18 protein-coding genes are annotated in these 19,109 nt (G+C 37.9%); 6 read left to right on the top strand and 12 right to left on the bottom strand.

The features are described 5' to 3' along the window. Positions 1 to 88 precede the first annotated feature (88 nt). From EOK74_RS15535 to nadE, 9 genes are all read right to left on the bottom strand, one after another. Positions 89 to 478: an MAPEG family protein gene (locus EOK74_RS15535; protein WP_133470950.1), complete on the bottom strand. Its 390-nt coding sequence runs from the start codon at positions 476 to 478 to the stop codon at positions 89 to 91. A 66-nt stretch (positions 479 to 544) separates the two neighbouring features. After that, positions 545 to 1,189, bottom strand: coding sequence for an adenylate kinase (adk, locus tag EOK74_RS15540; protein ID WP_133470951.1), 645 nt, complete (start codon positions 1,187 to 1,189; stop codon positions 545 to 547). 191 nt (positions 1,190 to 1,380) lie between these two features. Next, a complete protein-coding gene (htpG, locus tag EOK74_RS15545) occupies positions 1,381 to 3,321 on the bottom strand; it encodes a molecular chaperone HtpG (protein WP_133470952.1) in 1,941 nt (646 codons plus the stop codon). 158 nt (positions 3,322 to 3,479) lie between these two features. Further along, the gene (recR, locus tag EOK74_RS15550) at positions 3,480 to 4,082 is read right to left on the bottom strand and encodes a recombination mediator RecR (RefSeq protein ID WP_133470953.1); all 603 of its coding nucleotides are present in this window, start codon (positions 4,080 to 4,082) and stop codon (positions 3,480 to 3,482) included. Positions 4,083 to 4,092: 10 nt separating this feature from the next. Beyond that, positions 4,093 to 4,419 (bottom strand): YbaB/EbfC family nucleoid-associated protein, encoded by a 327-nt coding sequence (locus EOK74_RS15555; protein ID WP_133470954.1) that lies wholly within the window; start codon positions 4,417 to 4,419, stop codon positions 4,093 to 4,095. Positions 4,420 to 4,461: 42 nt separating this feature from the next. Further along, positions 4,462 to 6,888, bottom strand: coding sequence for a DNA polymerase III subunit gamma/tau (dnaX, locus tag EOK74_RS15560; protein WP_133470955.1), 2,427 nt, complete (start codon positions 6,886 to 6,888; stop codon positions 4,462 to 4,464). A 9-nt stretch (positions 6,889 to 6,897) separates the two neighbouring features. Further along, on the bottom strand, positions 6,898 to 7,434 hold the full coding sequence (gene apt / locus EOK74_RS15565) for an adenine phosphoribosyltransferase (protein WP_133470956.1): 537 nt from the start codon (positions 7,432 to 7,434) through the stop codon (positions 6,898 to 6,900). Positions 7,435 to 7,772: 338 nt separating this feature from the next. After that, on the bottom strand, positions 7,773 to 8,111 hold the full coding sequence (gene glnB / locus EOK74_RS15570; protein ID WP_133470957.1) for a nitrogen regulatory protein P-II: 339 nt from the start codon (positions 8,109 to 8,111) through the stop codon (positions 7,773 to 7,775). Positions 8,112 to 8,141: 30 nt separating this feature from the next. After that, positions 8,142 to 8,972 (bottom strand): ammonia-dependent NAD(+) synthetase, encoded by an 831-nt coding sequence (nadE, locus tag EOK74_RS15575; RefSeq protein ID WP_133470958.1) that lies wholly within the window; start codon positions 8,970 to 8,972, stop codon positions 8,142 to 8,144. A 218-nt stretch (positions 8,973 to 9,190) separates the two neighbouring features. Here nadE and EOK74_RS15580 point away from each other — a divergent pair, with 218 nt between their 5' ends. The 4 genes from EOK74_RS15580 to EOK74_RS15595 all read left to right on the top strand — a co-directional run bounded on the left by EOK74_RS15580 (position 9,191) and on the right by EOK74_RS15595 (position 13,923). Further along, positions 9,191 to 9,733 carry a GspH/FimT family pseudopilin gene (locus tag EOK74_RS15580; protein WP_133470959.1) on the top strand — a complete coding sequence of 181 codons (543 nt, stop codon included), beginning with the start codon at positions 9,191 to 9,193 and terminating at the stop codon, positions 9,731 to 9,733. Positions 9,734 to 9,945: 212 nt separating this feature from the next. Beyond that, complete coding sequence (glpQ, locus tag EOK74_RS15585) at positions 9,946 to 10,923, top strand: glycerophosphodiester phosphodiesterase (protein WP_420818933.1); 978 nt, start codon at positions 9,946 to 9,948, stop codon at positions 10,921 to 10,923. A gap of 501 nt (positions 10,924 to 11,424) precedes the next feature. Then, positions 11,425 to 11,925, top strand: coding sequence for a hypothetical protein (locus tag EOK74_RS15590; protein ID WP_133470961.1), 501 nt, complete (start codon positions 11,425 to 11,427; stop codon positions 11,923 to 11,925). 303 nt (positions 11,926 to 12,228) lie between these two features. Further along, positions 12,229 to 13,923: a methyl-accepting chemotaxis protein gene (locus EOK74_RS15595; RefSeq protein WP_133470962.1), complete on the top strand. Its 1,695-nt coding sequence runs from the start codon at positions 12,229 to 12,231 to the stop codon at positions 13,921 to 13,923. A 265-nt stretch (positions 13,924 to 14,188) separates the two neighbouring features. Here the strand turns inward: EOK74_RS15595 and EOK74_RS15600 are convergent, their stop codons facing one another. Beyond that, positions 14,189 to 15,067: a flagellar protein MotY gene (locus EOK74_RS15600; RefSeq protein ID WP_133470963.1), complete on the bottom strand. Its 879-nt coding sequence runs from the start codon at positions 15,065 to 15,067 to the stop codon at positions 14,189 to 14,191. A 145-nt stretch (positions 15,068 to 15,212) separates the two neighbouring features. Between EOK74_RS15600 and rnt the strand changes: the two genes are divergently transcribed. After that, positions 15,213 to 15,839, top strand: a complete 627-nt coding sequence (rnt, locus tag EOK74_RS15605) for a ribonuclease T (protein ID WP_133470964.1) — start codon at positions 15,213 to 15,215, stop codon at positions 15,837 to 15,839. 91 nt (positions 15,840 to 15,930) lie between these two features. Here rnt and EOK74_RS15610 read toward each other — a convergent pair whose 3' ends face one another. Next, entirely contained in the window at positions 15,931 to 16,536 is a 606-nt protein-coding gene (locus EOK74_RS15610; protein ID WP_133470965.1) for a peroxiredoxin C, read from the bottom strand. Positions 16,537 to 16,821: 285 nt separating this feature from the next. Here EOK74_RS15610 and EOK74_RS15615 point away from each other — a divergent pair, with 285 nt between their 5' ends. Continuing rightward, positions 16,822 to 17,016 carry a (2Fe-2S)-binding protein gene (locus EOK74_RS15615; protein WP_133470966.1) on the top strand — a complete coding sequence of 65 codons (195 nt, stop codon included), beginning with the start codon at positions 16,822 to 16,824 and terminating at the stop codon, positions 17,014 to 17,016. 81 nt (positions 17,017 to 17,097) lie between these two features. Here EOK74_RS15615 and EOK74_RS15620 read toward each other — a convergent pair whose 3' ends face one another. Continuing rightward, entirely contained in the window at positions 17,098 to 19,005 is a 1,908-nt protein-coding gene (locus tag EOK74_RS15620) for a M1 family metallopeptidase (protein ID WP_133470967.1), read from the bottom strand. Between the last annotated feature and the right edge of the window lie 104 nt (positions 19,006 to 19,109).

Genomic DNA, 19,109 nt, shown 5'->3' on the forward strand with positions numbered 1-19,109 from the left:
GACAATAACGGCGCCTAGTGAGCGCCGTTTTTTATTGCTTGTAAGCCTATATCAAATTCAAATGTCATAATTTGAAATACTCAATAACCTACTTATATAAAATAAGTATGTTTAAAATAGATAACATTACTAACGATAAAAAGGTCATCAGCATTCCAGCTATTCTTTGCCAGCTTGGTCCTGAATGGCGTCTTAGTCCAAAAGAGTGAATGACACGGCCAAATAAAAGTGCGCTACCAGCGCAATGTAGCAAAATGCTATTACTTCCATTCACTTCTGCTACAAAAAGTAAAATAAGTACTATTGGCGTATATTCAGTGAAGTTACCATGGGCGCGAATAACTTGCTGAAAGTGAAAGTCGCCACCATCTCCTAATGGGATTTCTTTTTTAAAACGACCTCTCACTACAAGCACAGATAGATAGAGTAGATATATGCCTAATAAGCCAGCATAAAAAGCAGTAATAGGTGTATGCATATTAATTCCTAAAATAAAAAAGCCCACATTCAGTGGGCCATTACATAATAATTCTGAAGTTTCAGCTTAGCCTAGTAAAGTTGCTAGCTCACTACTAACGTTTTCAACTGGTGCTGTACCATCTAGTTTATGGTATTTACAGTTACCTGAGCTTGCCTCAGCTGTATAATAATCAACAAGAGGCTTAGTTTGTTCGTGATAAATACCAAGACGCTTACGTACTGTTTCTTCTTGATCATCTGGTCGAATAGCTAAATCTTCACCCGTTTCATCATCTTTACCTTCAACCTTAGGAGGGTTGTAAACAAGGTGATATACACGACCAGAACCAGGATGAACTCTACGACCACTCATGCGCTCTACAATAACTTCATCATCCACATCAAACTCAATAACATGATCGACTTTGATACCCGCTTCTTTCATGGCATCAGCTTGGGGAATAGTACGAGGAAAACCATCTAACAAAAATCCATTTTCACAGTCAACTTGAGCAATACGCTCTTTTACCAAGCCTATAATAAGTTCGTCAGAAACAAGCTTACCTTCATCCATAACTTTCTTTGCAGCCAAGCCAAGCTCTGTACCTGCTTTAATCGCAGCCCTTAACATGTCTCCAGTGGAGATTTGTGGAATGCCAAATTTGCCCATCAAAAATTGGGCTTGAGTACCCTTACCTGCACCAGGAGCACCAAGAAGAATAATGCGCATGCTGTGTCCTCTGAATAATATTTGTGTTTAAAAAAAGTAAAGCAGGAACTTTACACATACAACTTTAATGTTACAACAATAATACACCTTATATATAAGACAAAGGTCGTATTAGTTCTACTTTTAAGCCCTTAAAACAAAAACGAGCCCTTAGGCTCGTTTTTACAATGTTAAATTAGCCTTTTTCAGGCTTATTTAGCTAAGCTTGCTAGTAGCTTGTTCAAGTTTTGCACAAAGCTAGCCGGGTCTTTTAAACTCCCCTGTTCAGACAAAGCAGCTTGGTCGAAAAGTACACCTGTCCATTGTGAAAACTGTTCTTCATCTTGCACGTCTGCTAGTAATTTAACTAATTGATGCTCTGGGTTCATCTCAAAATGATACTGAGCTTCAGGTACAGGCTGACCTGCAGCTTGCATCAGTTTAATCATCTGTGTCGTCATGCCTTGCTCATCAGCAACAATACATGCTGGGGAGTTAGTTAAACGATGTGTAAACTTAACCTCTTTTACTTTATCACCTAACACCGCTTTAACACGATCGACTAGCCCTTCAACTTCTTTTTCGGCCTCTTCTAACGCTTTTTTACTTTCTTCATCTTCTAAGTCACCTAAGTCTAATGCTCCATGAGTAATAGACTGGAATGATTTCTCATCAAACTCAGTTAAATGAGACATTAACCATTCATCAACGCGATCTGCCATAAGTAACACTTCGATGCCTTTCTTACGGAAGATTTCTAAGTGTGGGCTAGACTTAGCTGCTTGGTAGTTGTCCGCTGTGATGTAGTAAATTTTCTCTTGTTTTTCTTGCATACGACTAATGTAGTCAGCAAGAGAAACCGTTTGTGCTTCAGAGTCTGTGTGGGTTGAAGCAAAACGCATTAAACCAGCAATTTTTTCTTTGTTTGCGTGATCTTCAGCCGGCCCTTCTTTCAAAGCATTACCAAACTCAGCCCAAAACTCTTGATATTTTTCTGGATCTTTCTTAGCTATTTTCTCAAGCATTTGTAATACGCGCTTAGTACAACCTTGACGCATTGCTTGAGTTACTTTGTTGTCTTGTAAGATTTCTCGAGATACGTTTAATGGTAAGTCGTTAGAATCTAGCAAGCCCTTAACAAAGCGCAGGTAAGTGGGTAGCATTTGCTCGGCTTCATCCATGATAAATACACGTTGCACATATAACTTCAGACCATGCTTTTGGTCGCGGTTCCACATATCAAATGGCGCTTTTGATGGAATATACAATAAACTAGTGTATTCAGTTTTACCTTCAACCTTATTATGAGACCAAGTTAATGGATCACTAAAATCATGAGAGATATGTTTGTAGAATTCTTTATACTCTTCATCACTTACGTCTGACTTATCACGTGTCCATAAAGCGGTCGCTTTATTTACAGCTTCCCAACATGCAGGAACCGCTGGAATTTTTTCACCCTCTTCGCCATCAGGACCTTTTGGACCTTCGCTTTCTGGGATAGCTTCTTTAAACATTTTGACCGGAATACTGATGTGGTCAGAATATTTACTAACAATTGAACGTAATTTCCAATCGTCTAAGAATTCTTTTTCGTCTTCTTTTAGGTGTAAAGTGATTTCTGTACCACGATCTGCTTTTTCAATATCAGAAATAGTAAATTCACCTTCACCTGCAGATTCCCACTGTACACCATTGCTGGCGTCATCACCGGCTGCACGAGTACGTACCGTTACGTTATCAGCTACGATAAAAGCAGAATAAAAACCTACCCCAAATTGACCAATTAACTGAGAATCTTTAGCTTCATCACCAGATAACTTACCAAAAAATTCTTTAGTACCTGACTTAGCAATAGTACCTAAATGTTCAATAACATCGGCTTTATTCATACCTATGCCATTGTCGGCAATCGTTATTGTACCTGCATCTTTATCAATGCTTAGCTTAACGTGTAAATCACCGTCGCCTTCGTATAGACTATCATTTGATAGAGCTTTAAAGCGTAACTTATCAGCTGCATCAGCAGCATTTGATACAAGTTCACGAAGGAATATTTCTTTATTTGAATAAAGTGAATGGATCATCAATTGAAGTAATTGTTTTACTTCGGTTTGAAATCCATGAGTTTCTTGCTGGGCTGCTTCAGCCATAACCAAGTATCTCCTAATTTGTGGTTGCTAAAATGACGAGTTATTAGATGAGGCCGCTTAGTTTGTTTTCAAGGAGAAATAGACTTAATTTTTCAAAAATTTAAAACTTTAAACAGCTTGTGAATACAAGCTGGCAGATATTTGATGGTTTATCTCGTTTACAGCAGACTACGTCGACCATTAAAAGCATGGGTGAGTGTGTTGCCGTCAATAAACTCTAACTCACCACCTACAGGGACACCATGAGCTATTCTACTCGCTTTAATATCATGGGTTTTGCACATCTGAGCGATATAATGTGCGGTAGCCTCCCCTTCTACTGTTGGGTTGGTAGCCAGAATAACTTCTTCAATTCCCTCTTTTTCGAGGATATTAGCCAAATCTTCTAAACCGATATCCACCGGACCAATCCCATCTATTGGAGAGAGCCGTCCCATAAGTACAAAATAACGCCCTTTAAACTCTAAGGTCTGCTCAATTGCAAGCACATCTTGAGGGGATTCAACTACACATATCTGCAAGCTTTCTTGACGCTTTGGATTAGCACAGATTTCACACAAGGCGTTTTCACAAAATGTCCGACATTGCTCACAATGTTTGACGTGTTCCATAGCATTATGCAACACATTACTGAGTGTCATTGCACCTTGGCGATTTCTCTCTAAAAGGTGAAAAGCCATACGCTGAGCACTTTTAGGGCCTACTCCAGGTAACACCTTAAAAGCGTCAATCAGCTCTTTAATTAATGGACTAAATTGCATTAGACTTGCGCTAGAAAGGCATCTTCATGCCAGGAGGCATTTGCATTCCACCGGTAACACTCGCCATTTTTTCCTTGGTAGTTTCTTGGATCCTACGGTTACTATCGTTAATGGCGGCAGCAACAAGATCTTCAATCATCTCTTTATCGTCTTCCATTAGACTAGGATCGATTTCTACTCGGCGAACCGCATGGTTACAGGTCATGGTAATTTTGACTAGCCCAGCACCTGATTCACCGGTAATCTCTATGTTGGCAAGCTCTTCTTGACTCTTTTGCATACGCTCTTGCATTTGCTGAGCCTGCTTCATCATGTTGCCCATTCCACCTTTAAACATAACTTTCTCTCTTTAAATTAGATAAAATTTTTAATCACCCTGCTATCTAGCAAGGATACTTTGTTCGTCTACTTTTGCGTTGAATAATTCTTGCAATAACTTTATACCGTTATCGTTGTGAATAACTTCTTTAGCGTAAGTTTTTCTTACTTTATTGATTTCCATTTGCAACGCATAGGGAGTATTAATGGGTTTACCTAGCTGAATTTCAAGTTCAACAGAGGTATTTAATGCACCGCAAATAGCATCGCTAAGTTGTTGTCTAGCGCTTGGTGAGTCTAGATGAGCTTTACTGTCCAACAGAGTTAATTTTATTACATTGCCCTCTTGTTCAAATGCCGAATGTAATGCTAATTGCTTGGTTAAGGCCGTAACTTGCATCTCATAAATTAACTTACTCCAATCGTCCACTTGCTGAGAATGAATAACTTTTTGATTATCTTCTAAAAACGCAGGGATAGTGACAGTTACTTCTCCTACATTTTCAATATCTAAATGGGCATTTGGATCAAAGACTTGAGTAGACTCAACTTCAAGCACAACTTCTTCAGAAAACCTTTCACTACCACTTTTCTCAATATTTTCACTTTGAAAAGAATCATCCACAGGCCATGGCGGCATTTCATTTTGCTGAACTGGATTATCGGCTGTTTTATCTAATTGCGGCGCTAAAACTGGCTCAACAGAAGCAGGTTGAGAGGGTAGTTGAGCTTTGCGAACACTAAATGGATTAGGTTTAACTTCTGGGCCAGCAGTGCTTTCTAACTCAGTACTCTGGTTAGTAATTTTTTTTGAAGCTAGAGGTTCTGAAACGGGAGAATCTAAGTTAGATCCATTTTGTAAAGGACTATCCTCGGGATCAGACTTTTTTACCTGCGGTGCACTTCCCTCCCCTTGACTTTGGTTTTCTTTAAACCGGTTTCTAAGAGCAATAAGCTCAGCCGTGCTTTTAGCAGGAGAAGGCACGCTTGCTTGTTCGTTGCTTGGCACAAAATCATCGTCTGAGGTATGAGTCGCAACTTTCTCCTCTGAGCCAACAGGCGTCATTTGGTCATAATCTATGGGCTCATAACCATAGTCTTGTGCTTGATTTAGAATTTCTTGCTGTTGTGTATTGAGTGCGACTTCATTATCAGAAGCTTCTTGAATATCAACAGAGACAGATGAATCTATTGCCTCTGGCTCTTCAACTATTGGAGCTGCTTCAGCTTTAAGCTCTACCTGTGCTTCTTCCGCTGGCTGAATATGCTCTTCTTGAGGTGATGTAGCTGTAACAAGCTCTCGCTCTATAGCTGCAGATCGGGTTGACTCAATTGCATTTGGAATATCAACAGGAGCTTGCTCTGCAGTTTGTTCAGCTATATCTTCTGCATTAAGTTTTATGCCAGCTGGACAAAAAGCTAACATTCGCAACAAGGTCATCTCAAAACCCGTTCTGGGATCTGCTGCGTAAGGTAAGTCTTTTCTGCCCGTTAAGGCTATTTGATAGAGTAACTGAATTTGTTCTGCAGGTGCTGACTTAGCCAGTTGATAAATAGCCCTTGCCGCAATGGTTTCAAGCTTACAGGCCTCTGGAACAAACTGAGTCAATGCAATTTGATGTAATAGACTCATAACTTCAGCTAAAACCGCACTAAAGTCTGGGGCTTGTTGCGCCATCAACTCTACTTGTTGCATCACCGAGGCACTATCTTTTTGTACAATAGCATTAACCACTTTTATAACTTGGTTTTTATCCATTAACCCAAGCATGTCAGTCACTATTTGCAAACTAACCTGACCATTGCCTTGGGCAATAGCTTGGTCAGTTAGGCTTAACGCATCTCGCATACTACCTTGGGCAGCCCTTGCTAACTGCGCTAGTGCTTCTTTCTCAAAGGGAATCTGTTCTTGTCCCAAGACAAAGTCTAATTGTTGGCTTATTTGTGCTCGTGATAAGGCTTTTAAATTAAATTGCAAACATCGAGATAAAATAGTGACGGGTAATTTTTGAGGATCAGTTGTCGCTAATAAAAACTTTACATGTGGAGGTGGCTCTTCCAGCGTCTTCAACAAAGCATTAAAACTATGTTTAGACAACATATGAACTTCATCTATTAGATAGACTTTATATCGCCCTCGACTGGGCTTATATTGAACGTTGTCTAGTAACTCTCTAGTGTCTTCTACCTTAGTGCGAGATGCAGCATCAATTTCTAATAAATCAATAAAATGCCCCTGCTCTATTTCTTTACAGGTACTACATAACCCACAAGGTGTAGAGCCTAATCCTTGCTCACAGTTAAGACTTTTTGAAAAAATTCTAGCTATTGTGGTTTTACCCACACCACGGGTGCCCGTGAACAAATACGCATGGTGTAATCTATCATTATCAAGGGCGTTAGAAATGGCAGTAACAACATGTTCTTGCCCAACCAGTTCACCAAAACGGTTAGGTCGCCATTTTCTCGCTAGAACTTGATAACTCATAGACTTGGTTTACTCACCTTCGAATTCACAGATAGAAAAGCTTTTGACACCAATATCTAACAACTTTTGCTCTCCGCCTAACTCGGGTAAAGAAATCACGAAACCAGCATGCTCAACCACACCGCCTAAACGACGAATAAGGTTAGCTGTTGCAATCATAGTACCGCCAGTCGCGAGCAAATCGTCAAGCATTAGTACCTTTTCTCCAGGTTTCACTGCGTCTTTATGAATTTCTAAATTATCGCTACCATATTCAAGTTCATAGCTTTCACTAATCACTTCTCTTGGTAGCTTTTTAGGTTTACGTACAGGAATAAAACCTATACCTAATTCAATCGCTAGCGGAGCACCAAACAAAAAGCCACGGGCTTCTGTTCCTGCAACTTTATCAAACCCCATAGGGGCGTAATGGTTGACTAACAACTCAATAGACTGTGAATAAGCTTTATGGTCTTCTAAAATAGACGTCACGTCTCGAAACATGACTCCAGGTTTAGGGTAATTAGGAACGGTTTTAATAACCGATTTTATGTATTCGAAGGGCACGAATTTTCCCGTAATTTAAATGAATAGTAAAAGAAATGTCATTTGACTAGAGGTAAAAAACGAACCATCCAAGCACGGCGTGCATTAAAGGTAACGCCACTAACATTCCGATAGCTGCGAATAAGTATCCCCAATTAAATGGGTCATACGAACTTTGCTCTTCTTGCATTTTAATACTCCATAGTTCGAGGCTACAAGCCTAAGTAAAACAACTAAACAAAGGCGCTGATGTTAATCCAAGTGACAATAAATTGATAGTCCTAAAACACTGTTCATTGGCACTTGACTACTTTTCAATCGCCTGTTGGGCTAGGTCTTATAGACCATTGCATAAATAGTTAAACAGCGTCTTCGTTTTCTTCTCCAGTACGAATACGTATAACTCTTGTAACGTCATAAACAAATACTTTGCCATCACCGATTTTGCCTGACTGTGCGGTTCCAATAATAACTTCAATACAACGATCAACCTGTTCATCGGCAACCACTAATTCAATTTTCATTTTTGGTAGAAAATCAACGTTATATTCCGCACCACGATATAATTCTGTGTGGCCTTTTTGGCGTCCAAATCCTTTTACTTCAGTAACTGTCATACCAGTTACACCCACTTCAGATAGAGCCTCACGAACATCATCCATTTTAAAAGGTTTGATAATTGCTTCTATTTTTTTCATTTTTGTATCCTGTTAAACGTGTATCTTGGTTCAATCATAAATAGTCGGAATTGGCACTCGTTTGTGTTGAGTTTTTACAAAAATATCTACTAATTTATTAGACACTGACTCATCTACAGTTTTGCCTTCTAAAAAATCATCAATCTGCTCATAACTTAAGCCAAGTGCTTGTTCATCGGCTTTTTGAGGGCTCAAGGTTTCTAGGTCCGCGGTTGGAGCTTTACCAATTATACTTTGAGGAGCCCCTAGATATTCAGCGACTTGTCTAACTTGTCTTTTATTCAAACCAAACAGTGGAGCCAAATCACATGCTCCATCGCCGTATTTTGTATAGAAACCTGTAATATTCTCTGCAGAGTGATCCGTCCCTAAAACTAAGCCATCCAGTAAGCCAGCAATCTGATATTGAATCACCATACGGGTTCGGGCTTTAACATTCCCTTTTACGAAGTCTTTCTTAGTTTCACTTTGAGGTAATAGGCCAGCCGCTTCAACTGCTAGAGTAGTTTGCGTATCAATCGCATCAACGCCTGGTTGAACATTCACAGCCACAGCTTGACTTGGCTTAATAAAGTCAATAGAGGCTTGTGCGTCTTCTTCATCAGCTTGCACATTATAGGGTAACCGCACTGCTATAAATTGGTAGGCTGCTTGTTGAGTTTCGTTCAAGCTATCCACCGCTAATTGAGCTAAACGCCCTAGAGTACATGAATCTATTCCGCCACTGATCCCCAAAACTAAGGTTTTCATTGAGCTAGCAAGAAGTTGAGATTTAATAAATTCAACACGCCTATTAACTTCAAACTCAACGTCTATTTCTGGCAGAACCCGCATCTCTTCAATCACAGTGTTACTTTGCATTTTTCCTCTCATTATTAATCAATAATTGCCGTTAGCTAGCTGAGTGTAAACAGTGTTTCTGAAAGCCTTGTTAGTTTTGTTTTTATCAAGACCACAGCAGTTATATAAATCATATTACCAAGTTGTGTATATGAATCCTAACCCTAAGACAATATTTTATACCCAACAAAATAAAAAATTACTTTATTGTTCAATGAACATAAATAGGAGTGGCTTTCGTGAAACATCAAAAAGGTGTAACGCTAATTGAAATGATGATTGTGATATCTATTATCGCCATTGTTTTATTGTTTGTGGCGCCAAGCATGCAAAGTATCATTATTAAAAATAGAATTGTATCTGAAATAAATGACGCCAGCGCACTTATTCAATACGCTAGGCACACCGCAATCAATGAGCAAGCATTGACAGTGGTTTGTCCCTCAGACGACTATTCCACCTGTGGTGACGATTGGAATGACCCGAAAATAGTATTTATTGATGAAGATGGAAATAGTGCTAGGGGTAACGATGAGGTTTTATTAGTGAGTATGGAAGCAAGTTCAGAAACAAATATCGCTACTGCAACAAAAGAAATTATTAAATTTACTGAAAATGGCTCAGCGTCGAATATAGTAGAATACAAAATCTGCCATAAAGATGGCGATGCTGTATATGCCCACGGACTTACCATAAACCTTCAAGGTAGAATTAAAATGGGAAAAGACAGCGATGGGAATGGTATTAATGAAGACTCCATTGGCACAGACCTATCTTGTTGATAAGAATAAGTGATTTAGTATCGGCTTTTAATGAGTATTAAAGGCCCAAATCAAATTAATTAACATTCAAGCTAGTATCTGTCATATTTCCTACCTAAATCTACTCTAAGATAACTATATGCCGCTTATGTTTAGTTTAAATTAAGCATTTGTGAACTCCCCTTATTTTTTAGGACATCAACTAAACTTTTCAGAGCATATAAATGAATGTTATAAAATTAGTAATACTAGGAATAATTATGAGTGTTGTATCAATTAATGCCTTACAAGCTTCCCCAATTGTTATTGCACATAGAGGTGCATCAGGTTATCTCCCAGAGCATACATTAGAGTCAGCCACGTTAGCCTATGCGCAAGGAGCCGATTATATTGAACAAGATCTTGTGGTAACCAAAGACGCTAAACTAATAGTTCTACATGACATTCATTTAGAAACCGTAACTGATGTACAACAAAAATTTCCTACTCGTAAGCGCCAAGACGGGCGTTTTTATGCGTTAGATTTCACTCTAACAGAATTAAAATCACTACTAGTTCATGAAAGGCGAGATGAAAAAGGTAATCAGGTTTTTAAAGACCGTTATCAAGGAGAAGCTAACTTTCAGATTGCTACATTTGAAGAACACATTGAACTAGTGCAACAACTTAACCGCCAATTTGGAAAAGACACGGGGTTCTATATTGAAATTAAATCTCCTGCATGGCATCGAGAGCAAGGTGTTGATATTAGTCAGTTAACTATATCCCTATTAAGAAAGTATCAACTAGACGACTCAAATAAAGCCGTTTATGTACAATGCTTCGATTTTGCTGAAACTAAACGATTAAGGAATAAGTTAGGAGCTAAGGTAAAATTAATTCAACTTATTGCTGAGAATGACTGGCAAGAGTCTACTACTGACTACGATTATTTGAAAACACCAGAAGGGTTAAAAGATATTTCCGGGGTGGCACAAGGAATTGGTCCTTGGATCCCTCAAATTCTTGATCTAGAGAAAAAAGCTCCAACAAATCTAGTCACAATGGCTCATGGTTTAGGCTTAGCTGTGCACCCCTATACCTTCAGAAAAGACGCGTTACCCGCTAATATGTCAACACATGAAGCTTTGGACTTACTGTTCAACGAAGCCAAAATAGATGGGTTATTTACAGACTTTACTGATATTACTATTGATTATCTTTCTCAATAAATGACTAAGTCAATTTTTGGCCTAACCCTATATAACTTTACATAAAAATAGATTCAAAATACCAAGCGGTATTTTGAATCTGATGGTAGATCAAATACACACTAAAGCAATATATAGTCTATGACACAAAAGAATTGATGATAAATTCATGATTTGGGTATACCAACTTATAGTTTGGTATCGTCTTACATACTTTTATGAAATTACAAATACGCTTTTTAATTTCTGTAAATACGTATTAACAAAAAACTATTAAGCATCAAAAACCACATTAAAATCTTCGAAAACAACACTATCTGCATCAAAGAGCAGCGAAAATAAATTTTTCACTACGATAACAGAAAAACAAATCCTAGTACATTGACGTATCCTTTAAAATACCCTACAACTTTAGTCTATGTAACTTTCTTAACAAAAATATTGTATTGTCTTTCCCATGAACACCAAAGTCTAACGTCTTTTGTTCGCAAACTTAACAAATTAACCAATACAGGAAATCGTATGAAATTTATACCTCTTATATTATTAGCTACATCTGTTGCAACATTTTCAAACAATGCTTCAGCTGCAGGAGATGCAAAACACTTCCCAGGAGTATTCATCGGAGCGACACATGTTGATGGAGAAACAGACTTTTCTTATGGTATTGAATATGAATATAAGTTTTCAAAACTATGGGGAGCAGGCTTAGTTTACGAAAAAACCGACGACGCACACCATGGCGCTGGTATTGATATTATGCTTGCAGCTGCTTATTTACATCCATGGAAAGACTTAAGATTAGGGTTAGGGTTTGGTAAAGAAACGGTTGGTAGTTTTGAAGAAGATGACGGCCATGGCCATTATCACTATCATGCTAGTCACAAAGAAAATGTCGTCAGAGCATCAGTAAGTTACGACTTTCACGTGGGAGACTTTGGTGTAGCCCCAACATTTGCGGTTGATTTCGTTGATGGAGAAGAAGCTTATGTATTTGGCGTCGCATTAATAAAACCATTTTAAGAATCAGGGTTAATTTGTTACGCATTTTTTGAGACTAGGTGTGCAATTTTCAATACGTATTTAAATTCTGAAGTTGCATTCCGTTTCACTAACTTATAAAAAATGATTTGAGGCCCTTAGTTTGATTCTACTATGACTTAAGCAAAATATACATGTGACTGATTGAACATATATTAGGTTAAGTTTCAAAGAATATAGCCGAATATAAACTTTACTGAATTTATAAAATAGATATTAGTTATACCTCTACTCAAAGATAGCGTCTAAATGTAGCGGCAGATAACTTTTAACGAGGAATACGAAATGTTAACCCGCATTAATATTAAACAAAAAATTTACGTATTAGGCGTAATACAAATAACCTTAATGCTAATTATGGGAAGTGTGGCCATTATACAAATGGCGAAAATTGGTTATGAACTGATGGACATTGCAGAAGAAGATATTCCTCTTGCAAGTAAAGTGACAACAATAACGGAGCTTCAACTTGAGCAAAGTATTCTGTTCGAGCGCGCACTATTTTATGCCTCATTGACCTCACTTGATGTACCTGATGCTGAAAGCGACTTTAATCATGTTAAAACTGAACTTCTTGAACTGACTCCCAGTATAATCAGTAAAATAAAAGAAGCTGAATCCTTTTCAGAACATGCTATAGGTGATGTACATTCGGAACTAGGTAGACAGAAGTTTACCAGTGTACTTACGGTACTAAAGGATATAGAACTTAAATATAAAGATTTTTCTGATAGTGTTGCAGCTATTCTGGAAACGGCAACCACTTTATCACCAGTCAATTTATCCAAGAAAGCCCATCAACTTGAAAACTTAGAAGATATATTAAAAGATGATTTAGTGCTTCTATTAGATGACATCCAGAAATTTACTTTGGCAGCCTCATTAAAAGCAGAACAAGATGAAAAGGCTGGGATAAAATGGATAATCGCCACTTTCGTTATTGCTGTAATAATTTGTTTAATACTCCCCGTCCTTATTAGTCGCTCAATCGTTAACCCAATAAATGAGTTAATTGATAGATTGAAAGAAATAGCGAATGGTGATGGTGACTTAACAGTAAAGCTTAATGATAAAGCTAAGGATGAAACAGGAGAAGTTGCTCGAGCGTTTAATACTTTTATTGACGTCATAAATAAGCTTATTTCAAACACCAATGCCCAAGCTAATGAATTAGAGACGGCGTCAAATGTAGCTCTGAATGTAATGGAAGAAACAGCAGCCAGTATTGAAAAACAACATGCCGAAACGGCAATGGTTGCAACAGCAATTAATGAAATGAGCAGCTCATCACAAGAAGTGTCTCGTAGTGCAACTCATGCTGCAGAGGTAACCCAAACTGTAAAAAATAAAGTTATTGAAGGTAAGCAAGACGCTATCGAAACACAAAATATTATCACCCAACTTTCAGAAGAAGTAAGTGAAGCATCAAGCGTAATCGAAAGCCTAGTTGAAGAAACTAATAATATTGGCAATGTACTCGAATCAATTCAAGGTATAGCTGCACAAACTAATTTATTAGCCCTAAATGCTGCGATTGAGGCCGCTAGAGCTGGTGAGACAGGCAGAGGCTTTGCGGTAGTTGCTGATGAAGTTAGAACGTTAGCACAACGCACTCAAACCTCTACAGTGGATATCCAAGACCTATTATTACGTCTTAAAACTGAGGCTAATAATGCAGTAACAAGCATGAGCAAAGGAACAGATAGCGCAGCAATTTGTTTGGAGAAAAGTACAAAAACCAGCCAAACATTCGAAGAAGCCTCTGATTCAGTTACTCAAATATCTGACTTAAATTTACAAATAGCGGCAGCAGCTGAAGAACAATCAGCCGTTGCAGAAGAAGTAAATAAGAATATTGTTAAGATTAGCGACCTTGCGGATGTAACAGCTAGAGGTGCACAATCTGCTTCAGATGCAAACACCACTATCGCCAAACATGTTACAGAACTGCATACTAACCTAAATGTATTTGTAGTTTAATACTGATAGTTAAGGGTGTAAGACTTAAATATCCATTTAAGCCTTACACCCCATTGCTATGATACTAACTGAAGTAACAAGTAAACAAGATACAAAGCGCAATAGATACATCACACCTATTGATTAGCCCATCCAATAATTTATTTCATTAATAAACTTAAAGAATAAAAAGTCAAAATTAATTAACTGACAACAAACAGCAGAGTTATAAGATCATAAAAGTAATATTTACTACAAAATATTAGTCTTTACTTATAGTAGTAACCTAAGGTTTTGACATTCTAATAACGACACGGCGGTTTTTAGCCCTACTCGTCTCATTAATATTTGTGGAAACATGGCGCCTCTCTCCATGGCCGGTAACATCTATTCTATCTGGTGATACTCCCATTGAGCTAAAAAACTCTTTTATTTCAACAGCTCTTTGAATTGATAGTTTCTTATTAATAGCCCTTCCACCAAAACTATCGGTATAACCATCTAATAAAACCAACTCTAAGTCTGTGTCTACCTTCAAGTAGTCACCTATCATAGCGAGGCGCTTTTGGGAGTACTTGGTTAATTCAGTATTATTAAACTGATATGTGAGGACTGTATAAGCAATATCCTGAAAACTATAAGGGAGTAAATTAGAAACGCACTCAGCAAATTTTTCATAGGGCCCGATAAAATTACTTGCATTTAGTCCAACAGCTACTCGATCGTATTGATTATACCAATCTTGATAGTATATGGTTGGCCAAAATCCTTTCTCTAATTCAGATAACATGGTCCATGCAGCTTGCTCTGGTAAGTCACCATTGTACTGCTTTCTTATAGTCATATCAGCGATTGCCCGTTGAATTTGACCAGGCATCCATTTAGGTGGAACGGAGTAAACAGCAGCCACCCCATAAGACTTGGGAAGCCTTAACATATCAAGCTCAAATTCCATATTTAACTGCTTAGAAGCGGTACTATTAAACATTGCTTCGCCATAGCCCGGAATATTATGACTCAAGGTACATTGTAAGCGACTTTTATCTTTAAGTTGCCATTGTGAATCTTCAACTTTTGCAACATATTGGCGCAACGCACTATGCCCATTCAATGATAGTGAGATAAGTGATACACAAAAAACAGATCGTAATATTTGATTAGCCATGAAAAGATACCCTCGCTTCTGTTTAGTTGTATCGACAATTATCACAATATATTTAGCATTAGCTTACCCTTAAGCAATCATTTAGGCTAGCTACTGAAAAAGAACCTTGCCATAATTACAATATATAAATCGTCACTGAGTCTCCATGTCACAAATTTTTGAATTAAAGAATCGTTTTAGAGGGTACTTTCCTGTTGTTGTAGATGTTGAAACCGCGGGCTTTAATCCGCAAACCGACGCATTATTAGAAATTGCAGCCGTGACAACTAGGATGGATGAAAATGGATTTTTTTACCCTGACAAAACATTTCACTATCACATTGAGCCCTTTGAAGGTGCTAACCTAGAAAAAGCAGCGTTAGATTTTAACGGTATCGACCCTTATTGTGCGTTAAGAGGGGCAGTAATAGAGAGTGAAGCTTTTAAAGATTTATGCAAAAAAATTCGCAAAGAACAAAAGGATTCAGACTGTCAACGCTCTGTCATGGTGGCACACAACGCAGCATTTGATTTAAGCTTTGTTAATGCTGCAATTGCAAGGAGCAACATAAAACGTAGCCCTTTCCATCCTTTTGTTTCTTTTGATACCACAACTTTAGCAGGGCTCGCTCTAGGGCAAACAGTCTTAGTAAAAGCATGTATGGCTGCGGGGATAAGCTTTGATCAAAATGAAGCACATTCAGCTTTATATGACACTGAAAAAACTGCGGAGTTATTTTGCTATATAGTAAATCGTTGGCAAAGCTTAGGTGGATTAGTAACTCACAGCTAATGTTGCGGCTACAGGTTATGTATGGTTCAACTAAATGAAATTAAAAAACCGCTTCACAATTAAAGCGGTTTTTTCTTAAATAAAGACTTAATTATAAGCTATCTGCGTTCTCAGCTAAGTAGCTTGCAACACCTTCAGGGCTGTCAACCATACCTTTTGAACCTTCTTGCCAACCAGCTGGACAAACTTCACCGTGCTCTTCGTGGAAGTTCAAGGCATCAACCATGCGTAACATCTCATCAATGTTACGACCTAAAGGAAGATCGTTTACAACTTGATGACGAACAAGCCCTGCTTCATCAATCAAAAATGAACCACGGAAAGCAACACCAGCGTCTGGATGCTCTACATCATAGGCCTGACATATATCATGCTTAACGTCTGCAACTAAGGTGTATTTAACTGGACCTATACCACCATCGTTGATAGCGGTGTTACGCCAAGCGTTGTGGCTAAATTGAGAATCGATTGAAACACCGATAACTTCCACACCTCGTTTTGTAAACTCTTCATAACGCTTATCGAATGCAATCAATTCTGAAGGGCAAACAAATGTGAAATCTAGTGGATAAAAGAAAAGTACTGCTTTTTTACCTTTAATAGCTTCACTTAGTGTAAAACTATCAACAATTTCACCGCTTCCAAGTACGGCTGCAGCTGTAAAATCTGGTGCTGGACGACTGACTAATACACTCATTAATTTCTCCATTTATTTTAAGTTAAGAATTATTAAATTTAGTTTAACCACGTAATGCATTTTATTACAGGATCACCTTTAAGCCATATGAGTGCAATTGTTCGAAAAGCAAGAGCTAGATTATAAATATAATTTAAATAAAACTCTCAATCCCTAGCTTCAATCCCAAACTTACAATTTACACCTGATAAAAATCTCATTTGAGTAATAAAACTACAATTAATTAGTTGATCTTTATGCAAATAGCAATTATTCTTGTTTGCATAGTTATTAGTAAGGTTAGTTATGTACGTTTGTTTGTGTCACGGTATCACAGATAAGGCAATTCAGCAGGCTGTCAGAGAAGATGGTGTGGGTAATATGCGTCAGCTTAAAAAAAAGCTAAATGTTGGCTCACAATGTGGAAAATGCGTGCAATTAGCTCAAACAATTATCGATAACACAATAATAGATGAGTCTCTATTTAAAGAAGTTTGCTAGTCATTTTTTAAAATCCTAATAAAAAGGCCAGTCAATTGACTGGCCTTTTTGTTTTTATCATTTTAATTAGGTAATTCAGACTTATTTAACAAATTTCTCGTTCACTTTAACGGTCAGAGGATGGTAGCCATCTTTAGCCTTAGCAAATGCTTTTTGAGCCATCACCTTCCCTTCTGGCGTAGCAGATAACGCTTTGTATAAAGGCTTAACTAATTTATTTCGACCAATTGAAACTAAGTATTCATTAAGTCTGGGGAAAGCCGGTTGATACCAATTATTCACACATATTAGCAACCAACTATGGGCTATCTCATTATTGGTACTATTTGTTAACCCAAACGCTTTATCAAGTTCAGTTAATTGTGCTGAAGATAGTTCAGCTGGTAGATTATTTAAAAAGTATAGCCATTGATGCACTACCCAGTTATCACTATCAATATTGCTTGCTGCAATTGTGCCTGATAACCAATCATTTCTAGCTTTATCTACAGAGGTAAAGGCATCAGACTTTGGTACAGGCGCGCCTTTTGGTAACCCAGGTTCAAAAATCCACTCTTCGATACGTTGTTTAGATAACTTATCTGAGTAATCTTGTAATAAAGTTTGCTCTAAGTAACTAATAAAGTCGTCGGTAGTAATACTTTGAAATGCAAAAGCTTTAAAGTATTCCAATAGAAATTGGTCAAAGTTTGCTCGGCCTACTTTGTGCTCTAGCTCTCTTAAAAATAATGCGCCTTTCTCATAAGGAATATTACTAAACACTTCATCTGGGTCTCGGCCCTTTAAATTTATAGCTAAAATTTGATCATTGGGTTTTAAGGTATCCAAATCAGCTTGTAGATCTTGACGTCCTAGCACAGCTTCCATGTCAAAGCGCTCTTCACCATAAACCATTTCCATAATGCGATAAGTTAGATAAGTGGTAAAACCTTCGTTTAACCATAAGTCACGCCATGTGGCATTGGTTACTGTATTTCCAGACCAAGAATGAGCTAACTCATGGGCAATAAGTGAGACTAGACTTTTATCGCCAGCAATAACCGTTGGGGTAATAAAAGATAGCCTAGGGTTCTCCATGCCTCCAAAAGGAAATGAAGGAGGCAAAATTAGTAGGTCATACCGATCCCAGCTATAGGCTCCAAAGTTCTTTTCTGTGGCTATAAGCATAGATTCGGTATCTTCAAATTCAGCCGCAGCAGCATCTAAAATACCTATCTCAGAATATACACCCGTTCGCTCACCCATTGCCTTGAAATGCAAATCTCCAACAGCTAAAGCAATTAGATAGGAAGGTATGGCTTGCGGCATAGAAAACTCATACACACCATCACGAGGAGTATCAGGGTCGTTCGCGGCACTCATCACAGCCAATAATGCTTTAGGTGTTCTGATTGTTGCTTCATAGGTCACTCTAACTTGTGGCGAGTCTTGTAAAGGAATAAAACTACGTGCATGAATAGCTTGCGCCTGAGTGAATAGAAATGGATATTTTTTACCAGCCGTTTGTGCAGGAGTTAACCATTGCACACCAGACGCCTTTGGAGATGTATTGTAATACACTGTCACCTGCGAAGAATGTGATGGCAACTTAATACTCAATGCAGCCCCAAAGAAGTTATCAGCGTTAGCTAAGTTAAATGCTAGATCATTGCCATCTGCTACTACTTTAGAAATCACAAGATCTCGTGTGTCTAATATTAGGGTATCAGCATCAGGAGTCATTCTTTGAAAATCTAAACTTACATGTCCTGACAGAGTCTGTTGAGTAAAATCAACAGATAAATCTAAATTTAGATGGGTAACTTTGACGGCATCAGGATTTGAAAAAGAGTGATAATCTTGTGCATTATGGTGTGCGACTTGCGCTTCTAGCTGTTTGCTTTCTTTGTCAGCAACAACTATAAGCTCTGTTGTTTTTGTACTTGATTCATTACATCCGCTTATTACAATTAGGGTTAATAAGCCGGCCATTAGTTTTTTTATTGTCATTATATAAATTCCGGTAAGTCCGTAAAACAAATTCAATTGTTGCATATTAAGCTGAATATAAAAATACAGAGGTTTTAGGTATCTTTCTGGTTATTAAATAAAGA

Origin of the sequence: Paraglaciecola marina (assembly GCF_004360155.1) — a bacterium.
Lineage (GTDB): Bacteria > Pseudomonadota > Gammaproteobacteria > Enterobacterales > Alteromonadaceae > Paraglaciecola > Paraglaciecola marina.